This window comes from Halarchaeum sp. CBA1220, assembly GCF_003721175.2.
GTDB classification, from domain to species: Archaea; Halobacteriota; Halobacteria; order Halobacteriales; family Halobacteriaceae; genus Halarchaeum; species Halarchaeum grantii.
Genome location: NZ_CP054709.1, coordinates 235,393 through 258,515, shown reverse-complemented (window position 1 = coordinate 258,515; position 23,123 = coordinate 235,393). Strand labels below are relative to the sequence as shown.

At 57.4% G+C, this 23,123-nt stretch carries 26 protein-coding genes and 2 pseudogenes; 19 read left to right on the top strand and 9 right to left on the bottom strand.

Going from position 1 to position 23,123, the window contains the following annotated elements:
• Nucleotides 1-66 precede the first annotated feature (66 nt).
• The 5 genes and pseudogenes from EFA46_RS14560 to EFA46_RS14540 form a co-directional block, all read left to right on the top strand.
• Nucleotides 67-355 (top strand): annotated as a pseudogene (locus tag EFA46_RS14560) (hypothetical protein); the annotation flags it as partial.
• A gap of 72 nt (nt 356-427) precedes the next feature.
• On the top strand, nt 428-1,351 hold the full coding sequence (locus EFA46_RS14555) for a hypothetical protein (RefSeq protein WP_123078755.1): 924 nt from the start codon (nt 428-430) through the stop codon (nt 1,349-1,351).
• 515 nt (nt 1,352-1,866) lie between these two features.
• Nucleotides 1,867-3,075, top strand: a complete 1,209-nt coding sequence (locus tag EFA46_RS14550; protein ID WP_123078753.1) for a Cdc6/Cdc18 family protein — start codon at nt 1,867-1,869, stop codon at nt 3,073-3,075.
• Between the two features lie 368 nt (nt 3,076-3,443).
• Nucleotides 3,444-4,364, top strand: a complete 921-nt coding sequence (locus EFA46_RS14545; RefSeq protein WP_123078751.1) for a transcription initiation factor IIB family protein — start codon at nt 3,444-3,446, stop codon at nt 4,362-4,364.
• A 67-nt stretch (nt 4,365-4,431) separates the two neighbouring features.
• On the top strand, nt 4,432-5,295 hold the full coding sequence (locus tag EFA46_RS14540; RefSeq protein WP_123078749.1) for a hypothetical protein: 864 nt from the start codon (nt 4,432-4,434) through the stop codon (nt 5,293-5,295).
• A 96-nt stretch (nt 5,296-5,391) separates the two neighbouring features.
• Here the strand turns inward: EFA46_RS14540 and EFA46_RS14535 are convergent, their stop codons facing one another.
• Nucleotides 5,392-6,363 carry a uracil-DNA glycosylase family protein gene (locus tag EFA46_RS14535; protein ID WP_148040715.1) on the bottom strand — a complete coding sequence of 324 codons (972 nt, stop codon included), beginning with the start codon at nt 6,361-6,363 and terminating at the stop codon, nt 5,392-5,394.
• A gap of 333 nt (nt 6,364-6,696) precedes the next feature.
• Here EFA46_RS14535 and EFA46_RS14530 point away from each other — a divergent pair, with 333 nt between their 5' ends.
• The 3 genes from EFA46_RS14530 (at nt 6,697) to EFA46_RS14520 (ending at nt 8,243) form a co-directional block, all read left to right on the top strand.
• A complete protein-coding gene (locus EFA46_RS14530; protein WP_123079268.1) occupies nt 6,697-7,188 on the top strand; it encodes a hypothetical protein in 492 nt (163 codons plus the stop codon).
• 392 nt (nt 7,189-7,580) lie between these two features.
• Nucleotides 7,581-7,964 (top strand): DUF6166 domain-containing protein, encoded by a 384-nt coding sequence (locus EFA46_RS14525; protein WP_123079267.1) that lies wholly within the window; start codon nt 7,581-7,583, stop codon nt 7,962-7,964.
• A 15-nt stretch (nt 7,965-7,979) separates the two neighbouring features.
• Nucleotides 7,980-8,243: a hypothetical protein gene (locus EFA46_RS14520; RefSeq protein ID WP_123078747.1), complete on the top strand. Its 264-nt coding sequence runs from the start codon at nt 7,980-7,982 to the stop codon at nt 8,241-8,243.
• A gap of 293 nt (nt 8,244-8,536) precedes the next feature.
• On the opposite strand, the gene EFA46_RS14515 is transcribed toward EFA46_RS14520, so the two are convergent.
• A complete protein-coding gene (locus EFA46_RS14515; RefSeq protein WP_123078743.1) occupies nt 8,537-8,917 on the bottom strand; it encodes a hypothetical protein in 381 nt (126 codons plus the stop codon).
• Entirely contained in the window at nt 8,917-9,339 is a 423-nt protein-coding gene (locus EFA46_RS14510; protein WP_123078741.1) for a hypothetical protein, read from the bottom strand. The genes EFA46_RS14515 and EFA46_RS14510 overlap by 1 nt, the downstream gene beginning before the upstream one ends.
• 104 nt (nt 9,340-9,443) lie before the next feature.
• On the opposite strand from EFA46_RS14510, the gene EFA46_RS14505 reads away from it, so the two are divergent.
• The gene (locus EFA46_RS14505) at nt 9,444-9,746 is read left to right on the top strand and encodes a hypothetical protein (RefSeq protein ID WP_123078739.1); all 303 of its coding nucleotides are present in this window, start codon (nt 9,444-9,446) and stop codon (nt 9,744-9,746) included.
• A gap of 42 nt (nt 9,747-9,788) precedes the next feature.
• On the opposite strand, the gene EFA46_RS14500 is transcribed toward EFA46_RS14505, so the two are convergent.
• Nucleotides 9,789-10,064, bottom strand: a complete 276-nt coding sequence (locus EFA46_RS14500) for a hypothetical protein (RefSeq protein ID WP_020220553.1) — start codon at nt 10,062-10,064, stop codon at nt 9,789-9,791.
• A 217-nt stretch (nt 10,065-10,281) separates the two neighbouring features.
• Here EFA46_RS14500 and EFA46_RS14495 point away from each other — a divergent pair, with 217 nt between their 5' ends.
• Complete coding sequence (locus EFA46_RS14495) at nt 10,282-11,217, top strand: ImmA/IrrE family metallo-endopeptidase (protein WP_123078737.1); 936 nt, start codon at nt 10,282-10,284, stop codon at nt 11,215-11,217.
• A gap of 145 nt (nt 11,218-11,362) precedes the next feature.
• Nucleotides 11,363-11,638, top strand: a complete 276-nt coding sequence (locus tag EFA46_RS14490) for a helix-turn-helix transcriptional regulator (RefSeq protein WP_020220555.1) — start codon at nt 11,363-11,365, stop codon at nt 11,636-11,638.
• Nucleotides 11,639-11,675: 37 nt separating this feature from the next.
• Here EFA46_RS14490 and EFA46_RS14485 read toward each other — a convergent pair whose 3' ends face one another.
• From EFA46_RS14485 to EFA46_RS14475, 3 genes are read right to left on the bottom strand one after another with little or no spacing between them, the layout of a single operon-like run.
• A complete protein-coding gene (locus EFA46_RS14485) occupies nt 11,676-12,593 on the bottom strand; it encodes an ADP-ribosylglycohydrolase family protein (RefSeq protein WP_123078735.1) in 918 nt (305 codons plus the stop codon).
• A gap of 42 nt (nt 12,594-12,635) precedes the next feature.
• On the bottom strand, nt 12,636-12,905 hold the full coding sequence (locus EFA46_RS14480; protein WP_123078733.1) for a hypothetical protein: 270 nt from the start codon (nt 12,903-12,905) through the stop codon (nt 12,636-12,638).
• 14 nt (nt 12,906-12,919) lie between these two features.
• The gene (locus EFA46_RS14475; RefSeq protein WP_123078731.1) at nt 12,920-13,276 is read right to left on the bottom strand and encodes a hypothetical protein; all 357 of its coding nucleotides are present in this window, start codon (nt 13,274-13,276) and stop codon (nt 12,920-12,922) included.
• A 111-nt stretch (nt 13,277-13,387) separates the two neighbouring features.
• On the opposite strand from EFA46_RS14475, the gene EFA46_RS14470 reads away from it, so the two are divergent.
• From EFA46_RS14470 to EFA46_RS14460, 3 genes are all read left to right on the top strand, one after another.
• Nucleotides 13,388-14,248 (top strand): CBS domain-containing protein, encoded by an 861-nt coding sequence (locus EFA46_RS14470; RefSeq protein WP_123078729.1) that lies wholly within the window; start codon nt 13,388-13,390, stop codon nt 14,246-14,248.
• 154 nt (nt 14,249-14,402) lie between these two features.
• Nucleotides 14,403-15,200: a hypothetical protein gene (locus tag EFA46_RS14465; RefSeq protein WP_123078727.1), complete on the top strand. Its 798-nt coding sequence runs from the start codon at nt 14,403-14,405 to the stop codon at nt 15,198-15,200.
• Between the two features lie 367 nt (nt 15,201-15,567).
• A complete protein-coding gene (locus EFA46_RS14460) occupies nt 15,568-16,923 on the top strand; it encodes a Cdc6/Cdc18 family protein (protein ID WP_123078725.1) in 1,356 nt (451 codons plus the stop codon).
• Between the two features lie 413 nt (nt 16,924-17,336).
• Here EFA46_RS14460 and EFA46_RS14455 read toward each other — a convergent pair whose 3' ends face one another.
• The gene (locus EFA46_RS14455; RefSeq protein ID WP_123078723.1) at nt 17,337-17,504 is read right to left on the bottom strand and encodes a DUF1931 family protein; all 168 of its coding nucleotides are present in this window, start codon (nt 17,502-17,504) and stop codon (nt 17,337-17,339) included.
• Nucleotides 17,505-17,705: 201 nt separating this feature from the next.
• Here EFA46_RS14455 and EFA46_RS14450 point away from each other — a divergent pair, with 201 nt between their 5' ends.
• From EFA46_RS14450 to EFA46_RS14440, 3 genes and pseudogenes are all read left to right on the top strand, one after another.
• A complete protein-coding gene (locus EFA46_RS14450) occupies nt 17,706-18,026 on the top strand; it encodes a hypothetical protein (protein ID WP_123078721.1) in 321 nt (106 codons plus the stop codon).
• A 755-nt stretch (nt 18,027-18,781) separates the two neighbouring features.
• Complete coding sequence (locus EFA46_RS14445; RefSeq protein ID WP_123078719.1) at nt 18,782-20,434, top strand: Cdc6/Cdc18 family protein; 1,653 nt, start codon at nt 18,782-18,784, stop codon at nt 20,432-20,434.
• A 322-nt stretch (nt 20,435-20,756) separates the two neighbouring features.
• Nucleotides 20,757-21,271 (top strand): annotated as a pseudogene (locus EFA46_RS14440) (BREX system ATP-binding domain-containing protein); the annotation flags it as partial.
• Between the two features lie 58 nt (nt 21,272-21,329).
• On the opposite strand, the gene EFA46_RS14435 reads toward EFA46_RS14440, so the two are convergent.
• Nucleotides 21,330-21,635: a hypothetical protein gene (locus tag EFA46_RS14435; RefSeq protein WP_123078717.1), complete on the bottom strand. Its 306-nt coding sequence runs from the start codon at nt 21,633-21,635 to the stop codon at nt 21,330-21,332.
• A 125-nt stretch (nt 21,636-21,760) separates the two neighbouring features.
• On the opposite strand from EFA46_RS14435, the gene EFA46_RS14430 reads away from it, so the two are divergent.
• Nucleotides 21,761-22,696, top strand: a complete 936-nt coding sequence (locus EFA46_RS14430) for a ParA family protein (RefSeq protein ID WP_123078715.1) — start codon at nt 21,761-21,763, stop codon at nt 22,694-22,696.
• On the top strand, nt 22,689-23,087 hold the full coding sequence (locus tag EFA46_RS14425) for a hypothetical protein (RefSeq protein WP_123078713.1): 399 nt from the start codon (nt 22,689-22,691) through the stop codon (nt 23,085-23,087). The genes EFA46_RS14430 and EFA46_RS14425 overlap by 8 nt, the downstream gene beginning before the upstream one ends.
• The last annotated feature ends 36 nt before the right edge of the window (nt 23,088-23,123 follow it).

Genomic DNA, 23,123 nt, shown 5'->3' with positions numbered 1-23,123 from the left:
ATTAGCGGGGTGGCTGTAGAACACGCCACTGCGTCGAGTCAGCAGTAATGGCACCGCTGACGACGCGTGAGCCCGCTCCACATCGCCGACACCGGTCTGTTCGTCGCGATGGGGCAGCCGTCGAACAGTCGCTACCAGGCAGTGCGGCGATTCGCCCGCCGGAATGAGACGTCACCTTCGTCCTGCCCGAACGGGTGTGCGAGGGGCTGACCGTCGACAACCTCGACGTCGAGGCGCCACCTATCGACGCTACGATCGACGAGGCTGGGCGACGGTCGCGGCGCCGCTCGAGTTCTCTGGGCCTGTCGTCCCACGGGTGATGGACGGGATCCACCCTCCAATGAGAGATGTCGATCTCTAATCAATTCTCGTATAGTCAGCGCATCCAAATATTCAACTTCAGGGCGGAACCAGTTGCATCCAATTGATGGCTGAACTTTTCAAGTTCGCATACCATATCGCAGGAAAATTGCAGTGCGATCACTGTGAGGAATCTTTCCAGTACAGCGATCTGAAATTTCATCCGTCTCAGAACGACTACGAGTTGGAAGCAGAGTACCAGTGTCCGTCGTGCTCAATGGATTACGGTATCTTCGTCAAGGACATCGGTCACGGGGTCAGTGTAGAGGCATTCCGTAACGGCCAAGACCCAGACAGTAATCATCCGACAATCTCCAAGTTTAGCCACAAGGCCTCACTCCATGAAGAACTTCACCAAGCACGGGATTTAGTCGAGGGAATTTTTGAGTTAGACAGCGCACTCTCGATTCTGGAGGTCAACAAGAAACGGATCACTGAATCTGTGGAGGAATTGCGACAACCACAGGGATTCCATACATCGGACGAGTTCGATAGGGAACTGGGGACAGACATTCACAACTACCTTGCAGCGGCGTATTCCTTCGAGCAGGTCCTCTCTACAGTAGAAGGAGAACTCCCGACTGATGGTCCCGTGGAAGCTACGTTGGAGAGCTTTGAGGACGAACACTGCGTGATTAGTGGACTACGGACCTTCGTTCAACACTATCTCACGCTCCCGACGAGTTACAGTGACTACCTCGACGAGAATACTGGGGACCGTCGGGTATCTGTTATCGTCAATGTTGAGGACATCAATGTGATTGAATCCGATGTTGACCGCTATCCTCCCGATGGATACGCACAGGACGCGGAGCATCACTACGGGCAGATAGATTTGGAATTCATCGACATCGAGTTACAGATACAATCGCATTTCAACGCTGCTGAGGGTCTTGTTTCCAGTATCATAGATCACACAATGGATGTCAGAGGAGACGACCTGCAAGAATACGCTGAGCAAACTAACTACATCAGCTACTTCGACAACTGACTATCCCTATAGGGTGTTATAGAACTCTTGTCACACCGTGATGATTGTACTTCCTGGATTGTCTCTGCGTTCGTAGTTGGTGATTGCCACGACGAGACGAAGGCACAGAGCGAGGAAGTGGAGTGTCGACGCCGAGATCGTCGCCACACTACGGGAATTGCGGTAGGGGACCCCCACCCCCCACTTTGCACGAGTTAGCGAACCCCCACCCCCCACTTTGCACGAGTAAGAGCCAGCGAGAGTCGGGGAGCGGCGAAAACAACCCTGATACGTGGAAAACGACTAAGAGGATATGGGACAAACAGTATCCGCAGACCACTAGCGGTTTGCTAGTTGGCTGACGTGGTCTGGTTGTTATTTGCTGCTCTCAGCGAGTTCTTGAGTCTTAGCCCTTCTCCCGTATAGTTACTCGTGCAATCTGGGGGGCGGGTGTATATTCTCAGGAACGCTGTGAAGCTCGTGAAGCTCATGAAGCAGAGGTTTATCTAGGTGGAGGATCCAACCCCACGTAGACCATGGGGCTCAACTCCTTCACCCGGGACCACTCGATTTTCGAGAACGAAACCGTCCTCAGAGACGAATACACCCCAGACGACCTCCTCGAACGCGACGACGAACTCGCCGCCTACCAGAACGCACTCCGCCCCGTGATCAACGGCGCGCCGCCGAAGAACATCTTTCTCTACGGGCAGACCGGCGTCGGGAAGACCATCTCGACTGACCTCGTCCTCACCCAACTCCGGAATGACGCAGACCGCTACGACGATATCGGCGTCGAAACCGTCTACCTCAACTGTAAAGATCTCTCCACCTCCTACCAGGTCGCCGCGAACCTCGTCAACGTCTTCCGCGCTGACGACCCCGACCAGTCGACCATCTCGACGACCGGCTACCCACAGTCGATGGTCTACGATATGCTCTGGGAGCACCTCGAAGCCCTCGACGCGACTCACGCCCTTATCGTCCTCGACGAAGTCGACTCGATCGGCACCGACGACGGCATCCTCTACCAGCTCCCCCGGGCCTCGACGGCCGGTCACGTCACCGACACCTACGTCGGCGTCATTGGCATCTGTAACAACTTCACCTTTCGCGACAATCTCAGCGCGCGCGTGAAGGACACCCTCTGCGAGGAAGAACTCCACTTCAAGCCCTACGACGCGAACCAGCTGGGGACAATCCTCCGTCATCGCGCTGAGAAAGCTTTCTTCGACGACGTCCTCGACGGCGACGTCATTCCCGCAGCCGCAGCCTACGGCGCCCAAGAATCCGGCAGTGCCCGCCAAGCACTCAAACTCCTCTACAAGGCCGGCGACCTCGCTCGCGAAGCCGAACAGAGCACTGTCACCGCTGCAGACGTCGAAACCGCGCGCGAGCTCATCGCGAAAGACCGCATCCAAGACGAAGTCAACTCCCTCCCCACCCAGGGAAAACTCGCGCTAACCGCAGTCTACACACTTGAGCGGCGTGGCGAAACGCCAACGAAGCGGATCCAGATTCACGACGAATACGAACGCCATGCGAACGCCGTCGACGCGGACGTCCTCTCGATTCGATCGATCCATGATCGCCTCAGCGATCTGCGCCTCAAAGGCATCCTCGATGGCGAAGAACGCAACGACGGCCGAGGTGGTGGCTCGTACTACCAATATCAACTCGGCGACCGGGAGGACCTCATCGGCGAAATCCTCAAAGAAGATAATCGACTCTCCGGTCTCTTCTAACTCCGGCACTGTTGAGCCTGTCCCAGACACATGATTTGCGCACTCAAGCGAGCGCTCTCGCCCACAGCACAACCGGAGAAGGTCGTGGAGTGTCGGCGCTGCGGTGCGACTGTTGATCCTTCGACTAACGAATGCCCTGCGTGCGGGAGCACCGAGATCATCTGCCACCGCATCTCCTGACACGACACCGCAGTACGTGAGGTAGCTCCGGAAACGGAGGGGTCCGCTTTGATTAACCAACACTGGGCCAGAGATACCTCCAAGTGTTGGTTAAGAGCGGTGCCGCTCCGTACGACGGGTTTGTCACCCCCAGAGAGAGGTGAGGGGTTCGGCGGACCGACGCGTTCCCCGGATGCCTCGTGATTAGGATGGCTTCGAGAGAGATCTACGCGACCGGTTTCGACGAGGACGTTCAGACTGACGACCAGACGAATGGCTGCCCGGAGTGCGGTGGACGAGTGGAGACGAACACGGTGGAGACGGTCTGCGAGGCGTGCGGACTCGTCCTAGCAGAACACGCGATTGAGCATAGCGGCGAACCGGTGTACGACGACGAAACCGAGCGAACAGGCGCGCCACTCACGGCGTCGCGTCACGATCGGGGACTCTCAACGACGATCGGGCGGAAGCGCGACGCGAAGGGGAATGCGCTCTCGGCGAAGAAGCGCCGGCAGCTCGGTCGACTACGTCGCGAGCAGAAGCGGGGGCGATTCCGTTCCAAACAGGAGCGAAACCTGAGCCACGGCCTCGGAGAGGTACAGCGAGTCGTGAGCGTGCTCGACGTCGACGACACACTTCGGGAGCAGGCGTGCCAGCTCTTCCGGAGCGCCCACACCGGGGGACTCCTCCCAGGGCGGTCAATCGAGGCGGTGGCAGCGGCGAGCGTCTATGCCGCCTGCCGGTGCACCGGCCGCTCACTCCCACTCGCGGATGTCGTTGAGGCCGCACACGTCGGCGAGAATCGCGTGACCAACGCCTACGCGACGCTGAACCAGGAACTCGGACTGCCGGCCCAGCCGATGCAGCCTCATGCGTATCTTCCACGTCTCGCCTCCGACCTCGACGTTCCGGACGGGGTTCGGCGACAGGCGCGGACACTCGCAGAGCGGGCTGAAGAGACACAAATCGTCCACGGTGCGTCACCGCCGGGATTCGCTGCAGCCTGCCTCTATCAGGCTGCACAGCGGGCTGACTATCGACTCACGCAGGCCGCGGTCGCCGACGTCGCCGGTGTCGCGGCCAACACAGTCCGCGGGCATCGCGATACACTCAGTAACGAACTCGAGTAGCTTGGTGGCGCGGAAATTGAGCGGAGCCCCGCTCAGGTTTATACTGGAAGACGAGGGCAAAGGGAGTGTGATGCGAAACCCGGACCGTCGTCGCGACGACGAGGCGTTCCAGCCCCACGGCGAAGCGACCCGAGAGCCGGACCACATCCTCGAACAAGACGAGGAGCCACACGACCAGTTGGCGAGTACTGACTATCCTGAGTCTGTACAGACATCGTCGACGTGTCTCAAGTGTGGTCAGTCTGTACCATCGATGAGTGAGCGGTGTGCGTCGTGTCGCCGTGAACACGCGGCGTCGAAGACACCGACCCAAGAGGGGGAGGAGACAGAGTTGGAGTTCCTCCATCTCGCCTTCACCGTCGTCGCAGCACGAACGGAGTACGCGGCGCTCGCGAAGGGGACCGCCTCGCATTCACTCCTCGTCGCAAAGGGCGACACCGCGATCCACGAGTGCGAGCTCGTCGCCGATGGTGATGGCTCGCCGTCGCGAACGCTCACCAACCACTGGGGTGACCTTCCCGACGTCGTCCAGATGGAGAGCGACGTCGGCGAACGCCTTCTCCAGCAGGCGTGTAACCGCACACAGTGGGGGGATGATGCAGACTCGAGCGGACACGCGACGTACCTCTACGACCGCGCCGGGCACGCAATCGACTCGCGGCAGCGACTCACCGCAGTGCGTGAGCAAGCAGAGGATGCTCTCTGGCTCGTCCCTGCGCTCGCACTCCAACAGCCGTCGCGTCCCGATGATGCAGGGCAGCGGTCGTCCACGACGCCGACGCGGGAAGCCCTCATGTGTCGACGCTGCGAGCGTGAGACCCAGCATCGCTTCCGCGGCGTCGAAGCCGGTCCAGCCGAACAGTGGGCTGGGCAGCCGATTTGGGACTGTCGGATATGTGGGACACCGCATCACGGCCCGGACGCATCGTAACCCGGAGCGCAGATAGACTGCTATCCATCATTCCTCGATATATTAGATGAAACATCCATTTGGTGGGTGTGCGTACCCAGTACAGCGGCAGACGAACTAGAGGACACCGTCATCAACCAGTTTTTCCAATGTGCTATTAAGGTTTCTAACCTGCTCAGCTTGTCTGAAATTCCGGTGGGAAGCTGGGTGATAAAGAGGTACAAAGTAACGTTCAGTCGATTTGAATAATCGACCATGGGCGTTCTCCATTTCCTCTAGATCTGCCGAGGTCGATTCATGTGGTGATACGTCTAAAGTTTCGTCATTATACACGAACTCCCATGCAGGAACCCCTGCCACAAAAACGACATCAGGATCTGCCAACTCAATTTCAAGATGTATCGTTTCCTCTGCTAATGATTCAATACTGTCGAATACTTCCCTTCCGTCCACGGTAGGAATCTTATAAAGATTCGTATAATAGAAATCTTTGAAAAATCCTTTAGTTGGTGTGACTCCGTTCCCCTCTCCTTTCTCATAGTCTCTCGCAAGACCAGCTTGGAAATACGACTCAAGCCCTATTTCCCAAATGTCAATCCCCGAGGTGGCAGAGCAAATGTTGCGGATAACTCTCTCACTATAATCACCCCACTTACCGTCTAGAGTGGTGGAAAGATAATTTGCCGTCGCCGCCGCCATAGCACTAGTGTCAGGATACCTTTCATCTAGGTCATATACCTCAACGTTATCCGGGATCTGAACATCCTGTTTCTGAAAATCACTCGGATTTGAATCCAATTTTGGATTATTCATTAAGAACATAAGAGGTTGGTCGTTGAAAGGTAGGCATCTGAAGAACACATGCAAACCTAATTTATCAGCCTCAAGTTGGGATGCTATCTCTACTGCAACATCTTCATCTAGTCCATCACCATCTAATACCTTTGACACTTTTCTGAGAAAATCTGAGATAGTGGTAATCCCGTCTTCTCGTAAAGTCATCATATAAGCATCAAGAAGACCCGACCGAAATGCTTCAAAGTTCGCTTCGGAAATTTCCACGTTCGTACTGCCAATAGTGATCTCCATACATACAAATAAACAATATATCATATAAAACCAAGCTTTCTGCCCTTATCAACCTACACTATTTGTTGAAAAGAGTTTGACCATCATACATTTCTCGGTATCGAGTGGTACTTGCTGTGAATGACAAATCTATGGTTACCAAATACTCAATCTACACTCTCTATCTAACGCTCGACGTCGCACCATCAGGAGTATGACGACGGCGAGACACACCAGATGTCGAGTGTAAACCGACCCATCACGAAAGAGCCCAGATTCCTCGGTAGTCTCTGTGGGGGTTTGTCGCGCGGAGAGGGGTGACGCGCGCCCGCGGGGCGTGCGTCGGACTCAATGATGCACATGCTCATCTACGCCCTCGTAGAGGCATCGACGCGCGACGAAGCACTGGCAGCAGGCACATCTGCATTCGACCGACTGGTCGGCGCCGCCCCAGACGCCGACGCCGTGTTCGACTACTACGTAACGTTCAACGAGACAGACGTCACCGGGGCGGGCCAGGCACGGTGTGGTGAGCGGCCAGCCGCGGCGCCGGTCGAGTCAGACGCCGGCGAAGACCTCTTGGAGGCTGGCTGGGCGGCGACCATCGAGGCGTTCGAGCAGAATCTCGCGGCTGTTCGCGAGGGCCTGGACGAGCTCGACGACGAGGCGATCATGCACGATGAGGACCTCGTCCGGCACGCCTGCCACAACCTTGGCGCCTATCGCGGGCCCTCAATCGTCCTCTACGACGAACACGGACAGGGGATTCGCGACCGGGAGCGGCTCGAGCGGATTCTCGACGGCGTCGAGTCGTGCTGGATCGTCCCCGCCGACGTCCACTACTAACGATGGCGAGCCACACGACTCGTCGACGGCCGCCGTGGCAGAAGCCAATCCCGAAAACCGCCTTCGGCTACTGCACGAGCTGTCAGACAGTGCCGGCGGACCCAGTCTACGCCGCACGTGGTGACCAGCGGTGTGCTGACTGCTACTTCGAGGACGAACTCACTGAGACGAGCAACGTGTAGACACCCCGTGTGCAAAGTGTAAATATCCACTTTGATATCGTTTCAACCTCTCAGAGGCAGTATTCGGAATTCGACTGATGGCGTATTAACCAACAATTGGCAGTAGGGTCGGGACTGTGTTGGTTAAACTGGGTGGGCCGAGACCGCCGTCGTGTTTGTCGCCCCCGAGAGGGGTGCGGGAGTGCCCACGCGGTGCTCTCGAACCGAACGATGAGTGGAACCTTCGACGACCACGCGACGGCACAGACCACACACCACCAGGGCGAGATTCGCTACATTGGCTCCCGGGAGCAGGACGAGACGGTCGTGACGACGCACCCCGGTGGGCAGCGCCTCACACCGGAGCGCAGCCTCCAGATCGCCCGCCATAGTCCGAGCGGATTCACCGTCGGCTATCGCGGCAGCGGCCCGGCACAGCTCGCACTCGCCGTCCTCCTCGATTACACGGACAACGCCGCGCTCGCCCGCGAGCACTATCAGACGTTCAAAGACGAGGTCATCAGCCAACTCGAGTACGGCGCCGACGGCACCTGGACGATCACCGACACCGACATCGAGCACGTCCTCCCCGACGACGTCGCACCGACTGCCTAGCCACCTCCACTAACAATGTCCGATACGACTGATTCTTCGAGCGACGCGCCCGCCGACCAGCCGACCGAAACCCAGCACGTCGAACGTACCGACGTCGGCGTCTCAATCACCGTTCAACTCAAACGTGGCTCCGGAACGCGCGACGAAGACAAAATCAAGGGCAAAGTGAAAGCCGAGACGCTCGCCGACGCCCAAGAGGACATGGACGTCCTTCGGGAGTATCTGCATCGGATCGCTGAGGATGCACGACAGATCCAACCAGAAGTCAGGGACGACTAAGGGCGAGCGTCAAGGACGACGGTAGCGTTTGTCGTCGCCGCGAGCGGGTGAGGCGTACATTCATGCCTGGCCAAAAGAGCGACGACGCGAGTGTTCTGACGCCCGAACAGCGACTCACACCGGAGAATCTCGACCTCCTCCGAGCGTGCATCGTGACGATTCCCGATATCGAGACCGCCCGAGCGTGTGTCGCCTACGAGAACGCGCATCAGAATCGTGAACCGATCCTTCGCTGGCTCGCACAGAGAGCGAGCGAACTTCGAGATGAGAAGTGAAGCATCACCTCCGAGTGGTCACCGACGGCGAAGCGTCCAGACGATTTCCTCAATAATCTGGTCGAGGAGTGCGTCGGTGATTCGGCCCTGCCACGGATCGTCGATCGCGGCGTAGTCCGGTGGTGCTTGGATATTCGTGGCGCGTGGCGTATGAAGCGAGAGCGGGAGGATGTAGGATTGCTCGGGAGTGCCGCCCAGCTCCCAATAGTGGTCGTAGAGCGGATGTGCGACGGCGTGGTCCGTCGTTGTGAGCGTACACCCAACAAACTGTTCATCCTCGAAGGGGTGAGTTCGGGTACTGACGATGCAGAACATCCGGGAGACGCTCGTCCCCGTCTTGAACGGGTCGACCGTCCAGACGACGTCTCCCGGCTGGTAGTCACGGCCGACTGCCTGCATCAGTGGTCCGAGGACTGCTGGGCAGCACGGTTCTCGCCGGACTGCTCCTCATCGTCCGTCTCTGAGGGGTGTAGCTGATCCGGTTGGGCGTCCGCCCACGCCTCTGCCTCCTCCTCACTCGCGATAAGAGGCCCGTGCTCAAGTGTGAGTGTCGAGAGGAGATCGGAGAACCGAATCGCCTCCGCAACCCGACTGAGGTCGCGGGTGAGCGCCCAATGGTGCTTGCGGTGCCGAACGAGCCCTCTCTCCTTGAGCCGTGAGAGGTTCGACCCGACCGTGTTCGGATTGCGGTCGATCGCGGTCGCGATTTCACTCCGAGTGAACGCGGCATCGCGGTTCTCAAGGAGAAACTCGATGATGAGTTCAGCGGTCGTCCGCTCCGCCTCCTCGCCGTCTTCAAACTCCTCGATATCGATCGGCATACCGCCTAGTACGGTGTGCTGGTGGATAAGTGTGCGGGTGAATGGGTGTGCTTCCTGCACGGTCCAGTTTATCGAGCCACCCGAGAGGGCGGAGGCATTCAGTGATGAGCGACACACCAAACCCAGAGATTCACCATCAAGCAGCGTTCAATGACGATGGCGGGCTTGAAGTCCAGGAGTCAAGCGTCGAAACGTCTCTCGAGGATTTTGGCGCCGACGTCGACCATCGCGATCGCGAATCACGACGCGATCGACCCAAGGCTAGTGAGTTCGGCGTCGACGACCGCCCCGAAGTACAGGACTCCAGTGAGGATGACGAGCAGGCCGCACTCTTCCCCGACACCGACGACGACCAGCAGACACTCACCGGCGAAAACGCCGCAACACGCTGCCTCTTCCACGACTAGCTGCGACTACCCGACATGGACAGTTAGTGAGAGGGAGAAAAGCTACTCGCTGAGCGCGTCGGCAATCGCTTCGAGTTCGCCCTTCCGGAACGCCCGACCGATCTCATTCGTCGCATCGTCGTCGCGTTCATCGATCCTCGCGAGGATACCGGCGCGCATCTGTGCTGTCGGCGGCAGCGAGTTGGTGTCGATCTCGTAGCCGACGGCATCGCAAATGGCGGCGAGGTCCTCTTTCGTGAACGTCGCCGAAATCTCGCGCTCGAAGCGGCCCGTGGCGACCCGGATCTCGTTTCGGAGGTCGTCGACGGTCTTGGCCATACCGTACGCTCGGGAGAGAACGCCGTGTAGATTCTGGTTCCATGTCGGCGGCCAGGAGAACAGCGCCAGCAATCCCGTCTCAGCAACAGCATCGAGTGATGAGTCCTGACGGCCGACTCGAAAAAGCAGTGACGTCGGTCGGGACACAGCGCCAGAGTTTGTTGGCCCCGGGAGGGGTGCGGGCGCGCCCACGAGGCGCGTCGTCGCGACCAAATCCATGAGTGACGCACACACAGAGCCAGCAGTCGCGTTCGAGGACTCGAGCTCGCGAAGCGAATCGATGACCGAAACGATCGAGGCGTGGGTTGAGGACCTCATCACGCACGTCGAAGAGGCACGCGGAAGCGAGGCGTTCCAAGAGTGGCTCGAGGTGCAGAGTCGGTTCCACGATTACTCCTACCGGAACACCCTCCTGATCACCCTCCAGTGTCCGGAGGCGACGAGAGTCGCGGGCTACCGAGCGTGGCAGGAGGAGTTCGACCGACACGTCCAGGAGGGCGAGAGCGCCATCTGGATCTGGGCACCCATCATCGCGAAGCAGTGCCCAGAGTGCGGGAACTCGTCGAGCTACCACGAACAAAGCGACTGTGAGTATGACGAGACGCCACCGGAGGAGTGGTCGGAGGGACTCGTCGGCTTTCGGCCGGCGTCGGTCTTCGATGTCTCACAGACCGAGGGTGAGCCACTCCCGGAGCTCGAGACGGCGGCGACCGGCGACGCCGGCGACCTCGTCACCGTCCTCGAAGACGCAGCTGTAGAGCTCGACGTCGAGGTGCGCATCGTCGACGCCGACGAGTGGATCCACGGACAGGTCGAAGGCATCTGTAAACCGCGTAGGGTGGATGAACAGCCACTCGTTGCGGTTCGCGACCGGGCGAACGAGGCGGATCTCGCGGTGACACTCGTCCACGAACTCGCACACGCCCTCCTCCATGGCGCCATCAGCGACCCACTGGCGCGCTCCGAGCAGGAACTCGAAGCCGAGGCCGTCGCGTACATCGTCGGCCGCCACTACGGCCTTGACACGAGTAATTCGTCGTTCTACCTCGCCGCCTGGGCCGGCGATGACCCGGAGGCAATACGGGAGCGACTCGGCCGAATCAGCCGAACGGCTGAGCAACTCATCGACGTCGTCGATTCAAAGACCGCATAGCGATCCGAATTCTCCACACCAAGAGGTGGCCAATTCAGTAAACTATCCAATAGTAATGGAAGCGAAAGCCGGTGTGATGGCAATTTTCCTACTTGAGGCGGCTGTATCCGATACGCTAATATATAGACAAGTCCAAATGGGGATAGTGAACGATCTCACTGGCTTCCAGCGCGACCTGCTCTACGTCATCGCGGGGCTGGACGAGCAGCACGGCCTCGCAATCAAGGACGAACTCGAAACGTACTACGAGACCGAAGTCCACCATGGCCGTCTCTATCCGAACCTCGATGAGCTCGTTGAGAAGGGTCTCGTCGACAAGGGGAAGATCGACGAACGCACCAACTCCTACGCGCTCACGCGACGTGGCCGACGCGAGCTCGAAGCACGCCGCGAGTGGGAGAACCAGTACGTCGACCTGTAGAGACACGAATTAGCGGCACGAGCCACTCTGAACCGCTCTACTCGGAGGGTCCCGCGATCTCGAGCTGATCGACCAGTTCTTCAATTTCCGCAGTCTCGTCGATAGCGGAGAGCCAGCGCTCAGGAAGCGACGACGCACCGAAGCGCGCGCCGGCGACTGCACCGGCGATCGCGCCGATAGTGTCGGTGTCACCACCGCGATTGACAGCAGTCACGATTGCCTCCTCAGCACTACTGGTGTGCAGGCCGTCGTGTAGCGCTGTTTGCAGGGAATGGACGACGTATCCGGACGTTTCCAGTGACGCAGGGCGGTCGCCGCGGGCGATCGGTTCGAGTGCAGCCATGAGTTCGTCTGGTGCGTCCGCACCAACGTCGTCGAGCGCGTCGTGTAGCGGTGTGTCAACATCATGGAGCAGACCCGCGATGGTGAGAGTGAGAATCGCGCAGCCGTAGGTGCATCGCGGATCGGCGTGCGTGATCTGCGAGGACTGCCGGCTCACCGTAACGAGTTGCGCCCGATCTTCAATGTAGGGAAGCGCGAGCGGTGGACACCGCATCACACTGCCGTTCCCCGCGTTCTGGCCTTCTGGACTCTGCGCCCAGACCTGCTGGCCGGCCTCATCCCACGCGTCACCATGCTTGAGGCGGCTGAGCGCACGCATCGTCATCCGACCGATATCGAACGGGCCACTGTCGTACCACGCGACGAACTGCTCCGCGATATCCGCCGGATCGAACGTCTGTTGGTCGACAAGGCTGTGCGCGATGCAGAGTGCCTGCTCGGTGTCGTCAGTGATCGTGCCAGCAGGCTGATTCCACGTGCCGTGCCCGACCATCTCGTCGAGACGACCGTGCTCGGCAGCGATATTCGACGCCGAGGCGAACTCAACCGGCCGGCCAAGCGCATCACCACATGCAAGCCCGAGAAATACACCACGAGCTCTATCTGCGTCCATACGTCACCAAGGACGACCGCTGAGAAAAGTGTAGGGTCGCGGTCACTCCTCAGGTTTCGTACCCGTGCGGAGGTTCTCTCGGTACGCTGCCCACGCCTGGTACATTTCCACCTTCTCGTCCTCCGTCATCGTGTCGTGCTCGTCGTCGTCGTAGAACGGCAGTTCGTCCTTCTCGGGCATCGCCATGACCCGCCCGAGTGGGTACAGTCGTTCGTAGTAGTGTTCCAGCACCCACTCTTCGCCGTGCTCCGCGACGGCTTGCTGGATGTATGGTGCCGCTTCGGGATACTGCTCCGCGAGTTGGTCGGGCATGGTGTGGTCGTCTTCTACGCGTTCGTGTATTCGGCGAGCGAGTGATTAGGACTATCGACGGTCCACTTGCCGATCTGGATGAGCTCGTAGGAGTCGATGGGGGCGTCGAGCGCGTCGGCAAGCTCTGATCGGACATCCAAGGGGAGGTCGGCAACGGGAATGGCGGTGAGAGGACGCTGAGTGAGGCTGTAACTGCTCGCTAGACTCGTCGGTACGATGACGATGACGTTCTCACTCTCGACGTCGCCGAGCGCGAGTTCGGCGTCGCGATGTTGGAACACCGTTCCGTCGAGTTCGTCGACTGGGAAGAGCACCTTCGCGTCCCCGTGGTCGATACTCGCCCCCGACCGCCCGAAATGTCCTTTGGGCATAATCAAGTAATAATATATGTCCCATATGCATTAGTCTTGTGGTGGAACAGACAGATCCGGCCGCGGCACACGACCCCCAGCGTTGAGTAGCCTGGTCGAGAACCTCACAGTATGCCTCGCGATCTCTACGACTGTACTGCAGCGGAACTCGCCACCAAGCCCGTCGAACACCTCCCCCACGACACGTCGCCGAGTAACGCCGCCGAGTGGCTCACAGAGAATGGCTACGACGCCGCACCCGTCTACCGAGACAGCGACCCCGTCGGGTTCATCCACGAAGACGACGTCACCACTGACACCACAGGCGACACGCTTGACGCCTACCTCACGCCGCTCACAATTACTCACATGATCAGCGGGGACGCGGCCTTCCCTGCCGTCCTCGCCGCCCTCATCGAGCACTCCGCCTACTTCCTTGGTGGCCACAATCACGTCAGCGGCGTCCTCACCCGCGCCGACCTCAACACTGCCCCCGCCCGCATGTACTTGTTCGACCGCATCACCTACCTCGAAGAACACCTCCGCAAACTCGTCCTCATGGAGGCACCCGACTGGAAGCGGACATCCGTCACCGTCAGCGAAATCGAGGCGATCGAAGAGCGCTACGAGGACGCCCAAGCCGCGAATGTCGCCCTTGAGGAGATCCACTACGCGCAGTTCTCGACTCTCGAAACTATCGTCACCGACGTCGAGGCCTGCTGGCAGGCGTGTGGCTTCTCACGAGATGAAACCGCGGATGCGCGACTCCACGACGTCACCGAACTCCGCAACGACGTCGCACACGCCAACCTCCTCGTCGAAAACACCGACAGTGACCGCTTTCTCAGCAGTGGCCGCACAACTGAGAATCTCCATGACACTCTCCAAACGATCACCGAGGTACTCGCGTCTCTCCAAGACGCTGGCTACGACCCGGACCCAACCGCAGCACGACGCACGGAACAGCAAGTCGGTCCTGACACGCGACCATAGACGCTCCTAACGAGGCTGTTGCCATGTGGCCTCACAAAGTAGCCACAACGCGCCGGCATCTTAACCAACATATAGGGATAGGATCTGCGTCTTGTTGGTTAAGGTTTGTCGGCGCCCGCGAGGGGCGGGGCGCACAGACCCCCGCTTTCGAACGATGCCCGAACACGATCTCGCAACGCTCCTTGCGGAAGCGGTGCACGTCGCGAACGACTACCCGGCGGTCGCGAACGGCGTCGATGACTCGCTCCACGAATACCTGCGGTACGCCGTCCTCCGACTCCTCGAAGGCGACGCCGACCAGCGCTCATCGGCAGTCGACGTGACCGTCGGGTACGGGAGGGACGCGGCGATGGCGGACAACTGGCGCTCAACAGTCCCCTGGTGGGACGAAATGCCCGCCCGGGAGGACTGCACGCGGTTCCGCGTCTTCTACCCCGACGACGTCGCACACGTCCCGAGAGCAGTCAGTGACGTGATGAGCGCACTCGGTGCATGGCGTGTCTGGTCGGGCGACGCCGTCGACGTCGGCGCCTACGACCACCAAGGTCGTCGTGAAGTCCACTACTGCTGGCCAATCGGCCATCCCGTCGAGGACCAACTCAACGAGCGCCTCGAACGAGACACACAGGCCGTCGCGACTGACGGTGGCTGTGCGGGCGATGTCCGAGCTCGCGAAGCCATGAACGACCAGATCCAAACAGCGGGTCTCGAAGCCCGAACGCAGCGCGCGATCAACGAGGAGATGGATGTCTCCCTCCTTGCGAAGGGCGGCCAGTACGAAGTTCGCTCAGCCTCGGGAAGCATCTACGACGTCGACATCATCGCCGAGACGTGTACCTGTCCGGACTACCAGAAGCGAGAACCTGACGGCGGTTGCAAGCACCTCCGTCGCGTCGACCACGAAATCAAGCACGGACGAGTCCCGCGGCCGGATGGTCGCCTTCCAGTGTAGTCGTCGTTAAGTGATGGCCGTTTTCCACCCCCTCCCCGTTTGCAAAGTGAGCTAGCGAAAGAGAACGAGCGATAGATAGCCCGATGCTGCTGTAACCAGGGAACCCGCAAGAATAAACCTTGAAAACCGGCTGAAGCGACCCTAGATAGGAGAAGGATTTATGTATTTACTAGATGTACCACACCCGTAGTGCAGTACGCGATATATTCTTCTAATAACTGCTAGTCATATCCAGATGGTGTTCAGCTCTGTTTTGGCCACCACTTCTTCTTATTTCCTGGCTCACTTTGCAAACGGGGCGGGGGTATTCGCTCTAACTCTGCAAACCGTCGAAAGGGTTATTGCAAAGTGAGATGATGTCCTGTGTATGCCTGATGAGTCGGGGCCACTCTCCATCTCGGAACAGTTAGCCGGAGACTATCACTCCGTTTTCCAGAATAAGGATCTCATCGAGCCGGAAACCATCGTCGACGAAGACCGTATTGTCGGCCGTGATGAACAGCTCAATCTCATCATCAATACTCTCAAGCCGGCTCTCCACGACGAACACCCGGAGGATATGCTCCTGCGTGGGCCGTCTGGAACCGGGAAGACGCTCTGTGCTGGAACAGTCGCCAACAAGACGATGGAAATCGGCGCCGAGAGAGGCATCGAGATCGAGTACATCGAGGTTAACGGCAAACACAAGAAATCGGAACACGAGGCTGTCCATCAGATCGCGCATTCTCTCGAAATGAGTCTTGACCTCGAACAGACCGCAAAGCGCGGTATCTCTACTAGTTCCAAGTACGACCGTATCTTCGAAATCATCGACGAACATCTCGACCTCGCTATCGTCGTCCTCGACGAGCTGGACCTCTTAGTTGGTGAGACACGCTCGAAGGACGAGGTTCCCGCCTTCTCGGATATCCTCTACAACCTCACTCGATCGAAGCGGATCGGAAACATGGACTCCTCCATCTCCCTGATCGTGACGACAAATAGCCCGAGAAGTCTCATGGATGGACTCAACTCCCGAACCGCCAGTACGTTCAACCCCTCCGAAATCTCCTTCGATGACTACGATGCGTACGAACTAACCGAAATCCTCGAATACCGCCGCGATGCCTTCCGAAAAGGTGTTCTTGGTGATGGCGTAATCGAACTCGTCGCCGCGGCTAGCGCCCAAGGAGAGGGTGACGCTCGATTTGCCATCGATCTTCTCCGTGAGGCTGGTAACATCGTCAATCGCCTTGAGGACGACATGGTTCTTGAACGGCACGTGGAGCAGGCACGTGATGAAGTCGAAAAGAACTATGTCGCCGATATCGTCGAGAAAGTCTCTCATCAGAAGCAAGTCTCTCTTCTTGCGACAGCGCTCGTCGCGATTCATGGCAATCCGGTTCTGGAACGAGAACCGATCCTGCGCTCGAACTGCGTCCCCTCTTCTGTGGGATACACACTCTATCGGTGGGTTCAGGAACAGTCGAACTCGGAGGTGCGCTCGAAGCACAGCTATCTGCGGTGGATGCGGGAGCTCTCTACGTACGAGGTCATCAAGAATAAGCGACGCGGGCGTGGAAATGAGCAGGGGATGTTCTCGGAGTACGCGTTCCCTCATCTCAACCCGGAATCAATCGTTCAAATTATTGTAGAGGATGACCCTCTCCTCTCGGAGATAATTGGAGACAAAGAGACGATCAGAACGATTGCCCGATCGAATCTTACAGAGTTTGCCTCGTAACGGCAGAGTTCGACTGCTCACTTTGCAAACGGGGTTTTCCTCTTCTTACGTGAGTTCGTTGTCAGTCTCTCTTTGCAAGCGGGTCTTCCCTCTTCTGTGTAAAATGGCTGTCAACCTCACTTTGCAAATGGGGTCTCCCCCTGCCAACCCCAATATCCCTCTCACTTTGCAAATGGGGTATCTATGAGCTTGAAGTCGTCCTTGCCGGCGACTATCAAGCCAACACACCTTCGTCGCGTCAACTACGAAATCGAGCAGGGACGTGCCCCGCGGCCGGATGGCCGACTTCCCGAAACTCCGAGGTAGGAGAGTTAACCAACACACGAAGGTGAAAAACAGGGTGTTGTTGGTTAACAGTAAAGGAAACACCCAGCTAGCGGGCGAGCACTATGAAAAGAGCGTCGCGAGCCGATCTAGAGGTCGCGCGGCTGGACCGTCTTGCGGCCGTTCGCCTCAGCGCGTGCCGCTGCTTCCTCAAGCAGTTCTTCAACCTCCTCGTCCAGCGCCTCGTAGAAATCGCCAGCAACGTTCTTCTCTGACAGTGCGTCCTTAACCGCCGCCTTAACGACAAGATCCGTCATACAGCATCAACTTCACCTGTCCACTCCTTATAAGCAAGGGGTGGACGGGGCATCAGAGTGTAATAGCTGACAAGAATACCAGTACAGACCGAGATTCAAGCCTGCTCTGGAGGTTGTCTGTTCGTGGTTTAATGGCGTATCTGAAGGTTTAACCAACACACCTAAGCAAATCACGTGCCTGTTGGTTAAAACAACGATACAATGCCCGAGTCGCCACCGACACCACCAGAGGAACTCTCGAGTGATTTCGTCGAATCACTTGAGGACTGTTCGGCAGAGGAACTCCGAGCGATTGAGCGCTATGCCGACGCACTCGCCGAGTACCGTGAACGGGAGGCTCGGCTTGCAGAGGACGACCAAGACGAAGTAGCGGACCGTCCCGAAGAGCTCCCGGACGACGTTCCGACGCGAGCGACACTCACAATCAAGGAGATCAACGGTAATCGCTACTACTACTGGCAATGGCGAGAAGGAGACAAGGTCACCTCGAAGTACAGAGGTCCGGTCAACCCCGACGAGTAGGTTGAGTGAGTCAAGTGCTTGACCTCAGGGTAGTTCACCTACTGAAATGTATAAACCCCCTCCCCCCACTGTTTCATACCAGATTGGCCACGCAGGGAGGGGGTGGGGGGCGACTGAGGGGATAGCCGAGAAGAGGGTCTGAAGGAAGGTGATCAGAATGAATTGATATTGTGAAGTAACGAAGCATTCAAAGAATCGCTGAGAACGAGTGAGTTGAGAACTACGCGCATATTATATTATTTACTGTATAGGTAACTAGTGTAGTAGTAGTAATGGTGGTAGTGAAACCTGCTAAACCTACATTATCTAGCTTATTAACCGTGTTTAGAACCTTCTTCATGTATTCCTCTCTCATCTCTTTCGCCCACTCTACTCTACTATTTATATACCTTTCATCGTAGTCTATATTTCGGTGTCGTACTCTTGCGGCATTTGGTATGAAACAGTGGGGGGAGGGGGATTCAAATACCCCTGTCTTGGAACCTCTGTTGCGTGAGGCGATCGAGTCCCTGCTACTCAGTGATCTGAGATGGAATAGTGGCGTATGACCCTTCTACGATAAGGCGAGTGTCTCAGGGCTTGACTCCGAGCCAGCTCACGAGCTATGTTGAGGTACGGTGCCAATCAGCACTTGGTATGAAATAGTGGGGATGCGATCTTTATATACTCTCATTTGGGATGAAGCATTCCCCTTTGGTATGAAACGGCGGCTGCCACATCTTTATGTGGCTGCCTTCACAGAAGATAGGTAACAGATGCCGTTTGAGAGAAAGGAGTCCCCCTTCGATAACGATGAAGCTCTTACTGAGGACTATATGCCCGATACTGTCCTTGGTCGGGACGAAGAACTTGATGAAATATCTGAAGTTCTCCAACAGCTCATCGACAACGAAGCCCCCATCAATACGTTCATCTACGGTGTCAGCGGCACCGGAAAGACGGTCTCAGTCAAATACCAACTGCAAGAGCTGAAGCAAGGCGCGCAGAACTACGATGACATCTCAATAACATTCATTTACCAGAACTGCGAATCCCTTTCTAGCTCTTATCAAGCTGCCATCTCCCTCACGAACCAGCTGCTCAAAGACGACCAGTACGCTCACCTCCACGACCAACTTGAGATCGACTACGAGACGCTCCCCAGCTCAGGTCTCCCAAAAGATACTGTCTACTCCATCTTCTTTGACGCGCTTGACCACCTCACATACGAAGATACGGCCTATCGCGAACAACTCTCCGAAGCCCTAGAGAACATCGACCAACTCGAGAACCCGCCCGACCTCCAGATCGGCGCCGATGAACTCATCTGGCTCAGCAAGCATCCATTCGACGACGTTGAGTCTGTTCCGTCGTATCTCTCCTTCCCGCCTGGGTTTGGGTTACTCGTCGACGCCGAGACAGACCTTTCGAACACTGACTACTCTCGGTCTGAGGTTCTTAGCGGTATCCCCGAAGACCCCACTACCCTCCTGGCTGAACTCGAGACGGAGTTCGATATCCGCTCACCGGACGAAGTTACGAACTACGTCACCGTCGTCCTTGACGAAGTCGACCGAATCGGATCACGCGACGAACTTCTCTACGAGATTCCACGTGCGCAGGCGAACAATCGCGTCTCGAACATTCGGCCGTCTGTCATCGGTATCAGTAACGACGTCGCGTACAAGGAGAGTATCCAATCAAAGACGGATTCGTCGCTCCGCCTCAAGGAGATTACTTTCCGGCGATACGACGCGAATCAACTCGGAGAAATCCTTCATCAGCGTGCTGAGTTGGCGTTCAAAGACGGCGCATACGACGACGAGATTGTTCCCCTTGCTGCTGCGCATGCCCGCCAACAGGGTGGTGACGCTCGGTTCGCGATCGACCTGCTCCATAAAGCCGGTGTAAAGGCGAAAAACGACGGTGACGACGTCGTTCAGAAAGACCACATCGACGAGGCCAACGAAGAGAAGGAACGGGATCGTATCTACGAGGTTACATCTGATCTTGACGCACAGCAGAAAGTGACGCTCAGCGTCATCATGCTACATGACCTTCGAGACGAGACGCCGATCAGCCGTGAGAGTCTCTACCCGAAGTATAAGCAACTTTCGGGCGAGCTACTCGATAAGACCACCTCGAAGCGGCGGGTAGCAGACTACCTCAAGGAGATGTACCAGCTCGGCTTGCTCAACCGCAAGGACAACTACGGTGGACCTGGGAAATCCGGCTACGTCTACGAACTTGACACGGTTGATTACGAGATGATACTCCGCGTCCTCGGTGAGACAGACCCATCGGGGATGCCTGAGGGATCTGACCTCCTCTCGACAGAACTTATTGACGAGCTTGAGTCGTTTGCAGACGGAAAATCAGCGGTCCGCGAGGCGACGCAGACGCAATCCAGTGTTGATTCGTGGAAGTGATGTATGGTATTCTCTTTCGCTTGGTATGAAATAGTGGGGGTGGTCTATTTTCAACCGGAATCTATCTGCAACTCTGAGCCGATTGGGATGAAACAGTGGGGTGCTCTTGTTTAAGTCAATTCTTGCTTCTCCCCCCAAATCTGGTATGAAACAGTGGGGTGTATGTATTTATATGGGGAATACACGATCTGGTATGAAATAGTGGGGTACCTCGATTGCCCTTTGAGGAGTGCCCCACGGTGGTTCCGCTGGGTGACTGTTGATTGCGTCTGTCACGAACAAATCGATAGAGGTGTCTGAACTCGCCTAGCGTACGCGCCCTGACGACGATACGATGAGCGTCCGTGCGTTCACCGCCTTAAAGAATCTGCTGTTGGACCTCGGCTATACCGGCGTCTTCGTCTTCGTCGATGAATTCGAGAGCATCGCCCGCCTCTCCCCGAAGAACGAACAGACGACGCTGAACAGCATCCGCTACCTCATGGACCAGAACAGCGATGGCCTTTGCATGCTGTTTGGATGTGCGCCGGAAGTCTGGCAGGACGTCATGAGTGAATACCATGCGTTCAGCGAGCGTATCGGCCAAGAAGTCGCACTTCGACCGCTGACTGCTGAGAACCTTACCGAGCTTGTCGAAGACTATCTCGTGCGAGAGCGGACGACGACAGACTCCGGACGTGCTGTTCGACCGTTCACTGAGGAGAGCTTAGAGCTGATCCTACAGCGGTCACAGGGGAATTTCGCCAAGTCCTCTCCGTTTGCAGTCGCATGTTAGACGAGGCAGCGACTGAGGATCAAACCGAGATCTCAACAGAGTTCGCACAAGAACTCTTCTAGCGAACCACTACCTCGCCGCACGTTTCTTTTCTCTTGCCCAGAGGCGGTGAGGCGCATCTCAATGAACTCCCCAGTACAAATCATCGACGAGAGCGGTGACGAGCGAGAACTCACTGGCATCGAACGGGAGGACTGGACTGGCAAGAGTGATCCTTGTCCTGAATGCGGTGGACAAGAGTTCAACCATATCTCGACGTCTGGTGGTCGCTATGGTCGCCGTGATGGCGCAGTCGTGATGCGCTCTGACTTCTGGGGTGTCGAGAAACCCCTCTTCACGCGCTGTCGTGACTGCCGTGAGACTCTCTACAAACACCCCGCATTCGACCGACTCTTCGAGATTAACGGAGACCATGATTCCGCTCATGACCTCTGAGAATTCTTACTATAGATCTTGAAACCCGAGAATAACTATCCTTAAATAGGATACTATTCACAAATATCTTTTTCAGGCATAGCTATTTGTTCGATGCCGACCTATTCGTGAACAGCATGACTGAATCAGATAGTAAGAATAGTACAGATAGAACGAATAGCCCAAATAGGTCCTACGTGGGGTTGGACCAGGAGAACCCGCGAGCGGTCGCGGTCTGTATGCTCAAGGGCGGCGTTGGCAAGTCTACCGTTGCAGTTAATCTCGCTCGCCAGCTCGCTGCCCACGACCACGATGTCCTTCTCATCGACCTTGACCCGAACGGACACGCCTCGACCGGCCTCGGCTTCGACGACGAGTATCACGACACCAGCGAAAGCATCGGTGACACCTTCTTCGAGGAGGTAGACCCCGATTCCGTCATCTACGAGACGGGCTTCAACTTCGACCTCCTGCCTTCGAGCGAAGACCTCGAACAGGTCGAACGCGAAATCGTCGTCGGCGACGTCTTCCAACCTTCTGCGCTGTTGAAACGCGAAATAGTCGACCCGCTGCTCGGTGACGAGTACGACTACATCGTGACTGATTCGCCGGCATACCGCTCGCGGCTCACCGACAACGCCCTCGTCGCGACCGGCAACCTCGTCCTCCCGCTCGCGCCCGGCAACGAGGCGATGACGGGACTCGAGCGGACGATCGAACGACAGATCGCGCCGCTCCGCAAGCACATGGACGTCGATGTGCTCGCGCTCGTCCCGAACATGCTTCGCGGCCGGATCGACCAACAGACACAGGATCGTCAGCTTCTCGAACGGCTCAACGCCCACGATAGCCTTCAAGACCGCATCCCGAACTTCGCACGAGTCACCGACTGGGATGCCGTCGATGATGGAGAGCTGAATCCATCCCCCGGGATTCGCGATCGGACGAGTATCACGAAGGCGTACGGTGAGCGGATGCCGCTCCTTGACTATGACCCCGACTGTGATCAGTTGAAGTGCTTCGACGAACTCGCGCATATCGTCGAGGTCGGTGAGGTGGTCCGTGATGAGTGACGACGACCCGTTCGCCGACCTCGGCAGTACACTTGAAGACGAACCCGACGACGGGGACGACTCCATTGACTCCCAGACATCCATGGATTCGGCCGACGAATCAGATTCGAGTCTGGAGTCGACGCGTGACCCGATGGTCGATAGCGCATTCACCTACGAGGAGGCGCAGCAACGTCCATTCTACGCGCGCCAGTCGACGATCGACGAATTCGACTCGTGGCTCAATTACGAACTCGAACGCGAACTCAACGAGCGCGGCTATCAGAACATCGTCGTCCGCGAAATGACGGACGCGCTTCTTCGAACTGTCGTTGAGGAGGACCTAGTTGACGAAGTCGCTGCCCGATTCGAACGAGCGCGAGAAGACGCCACCTCCGAACCTGACAAATAGCGCAACATTCCCAACTTGAGAAAATAGGATTCTACT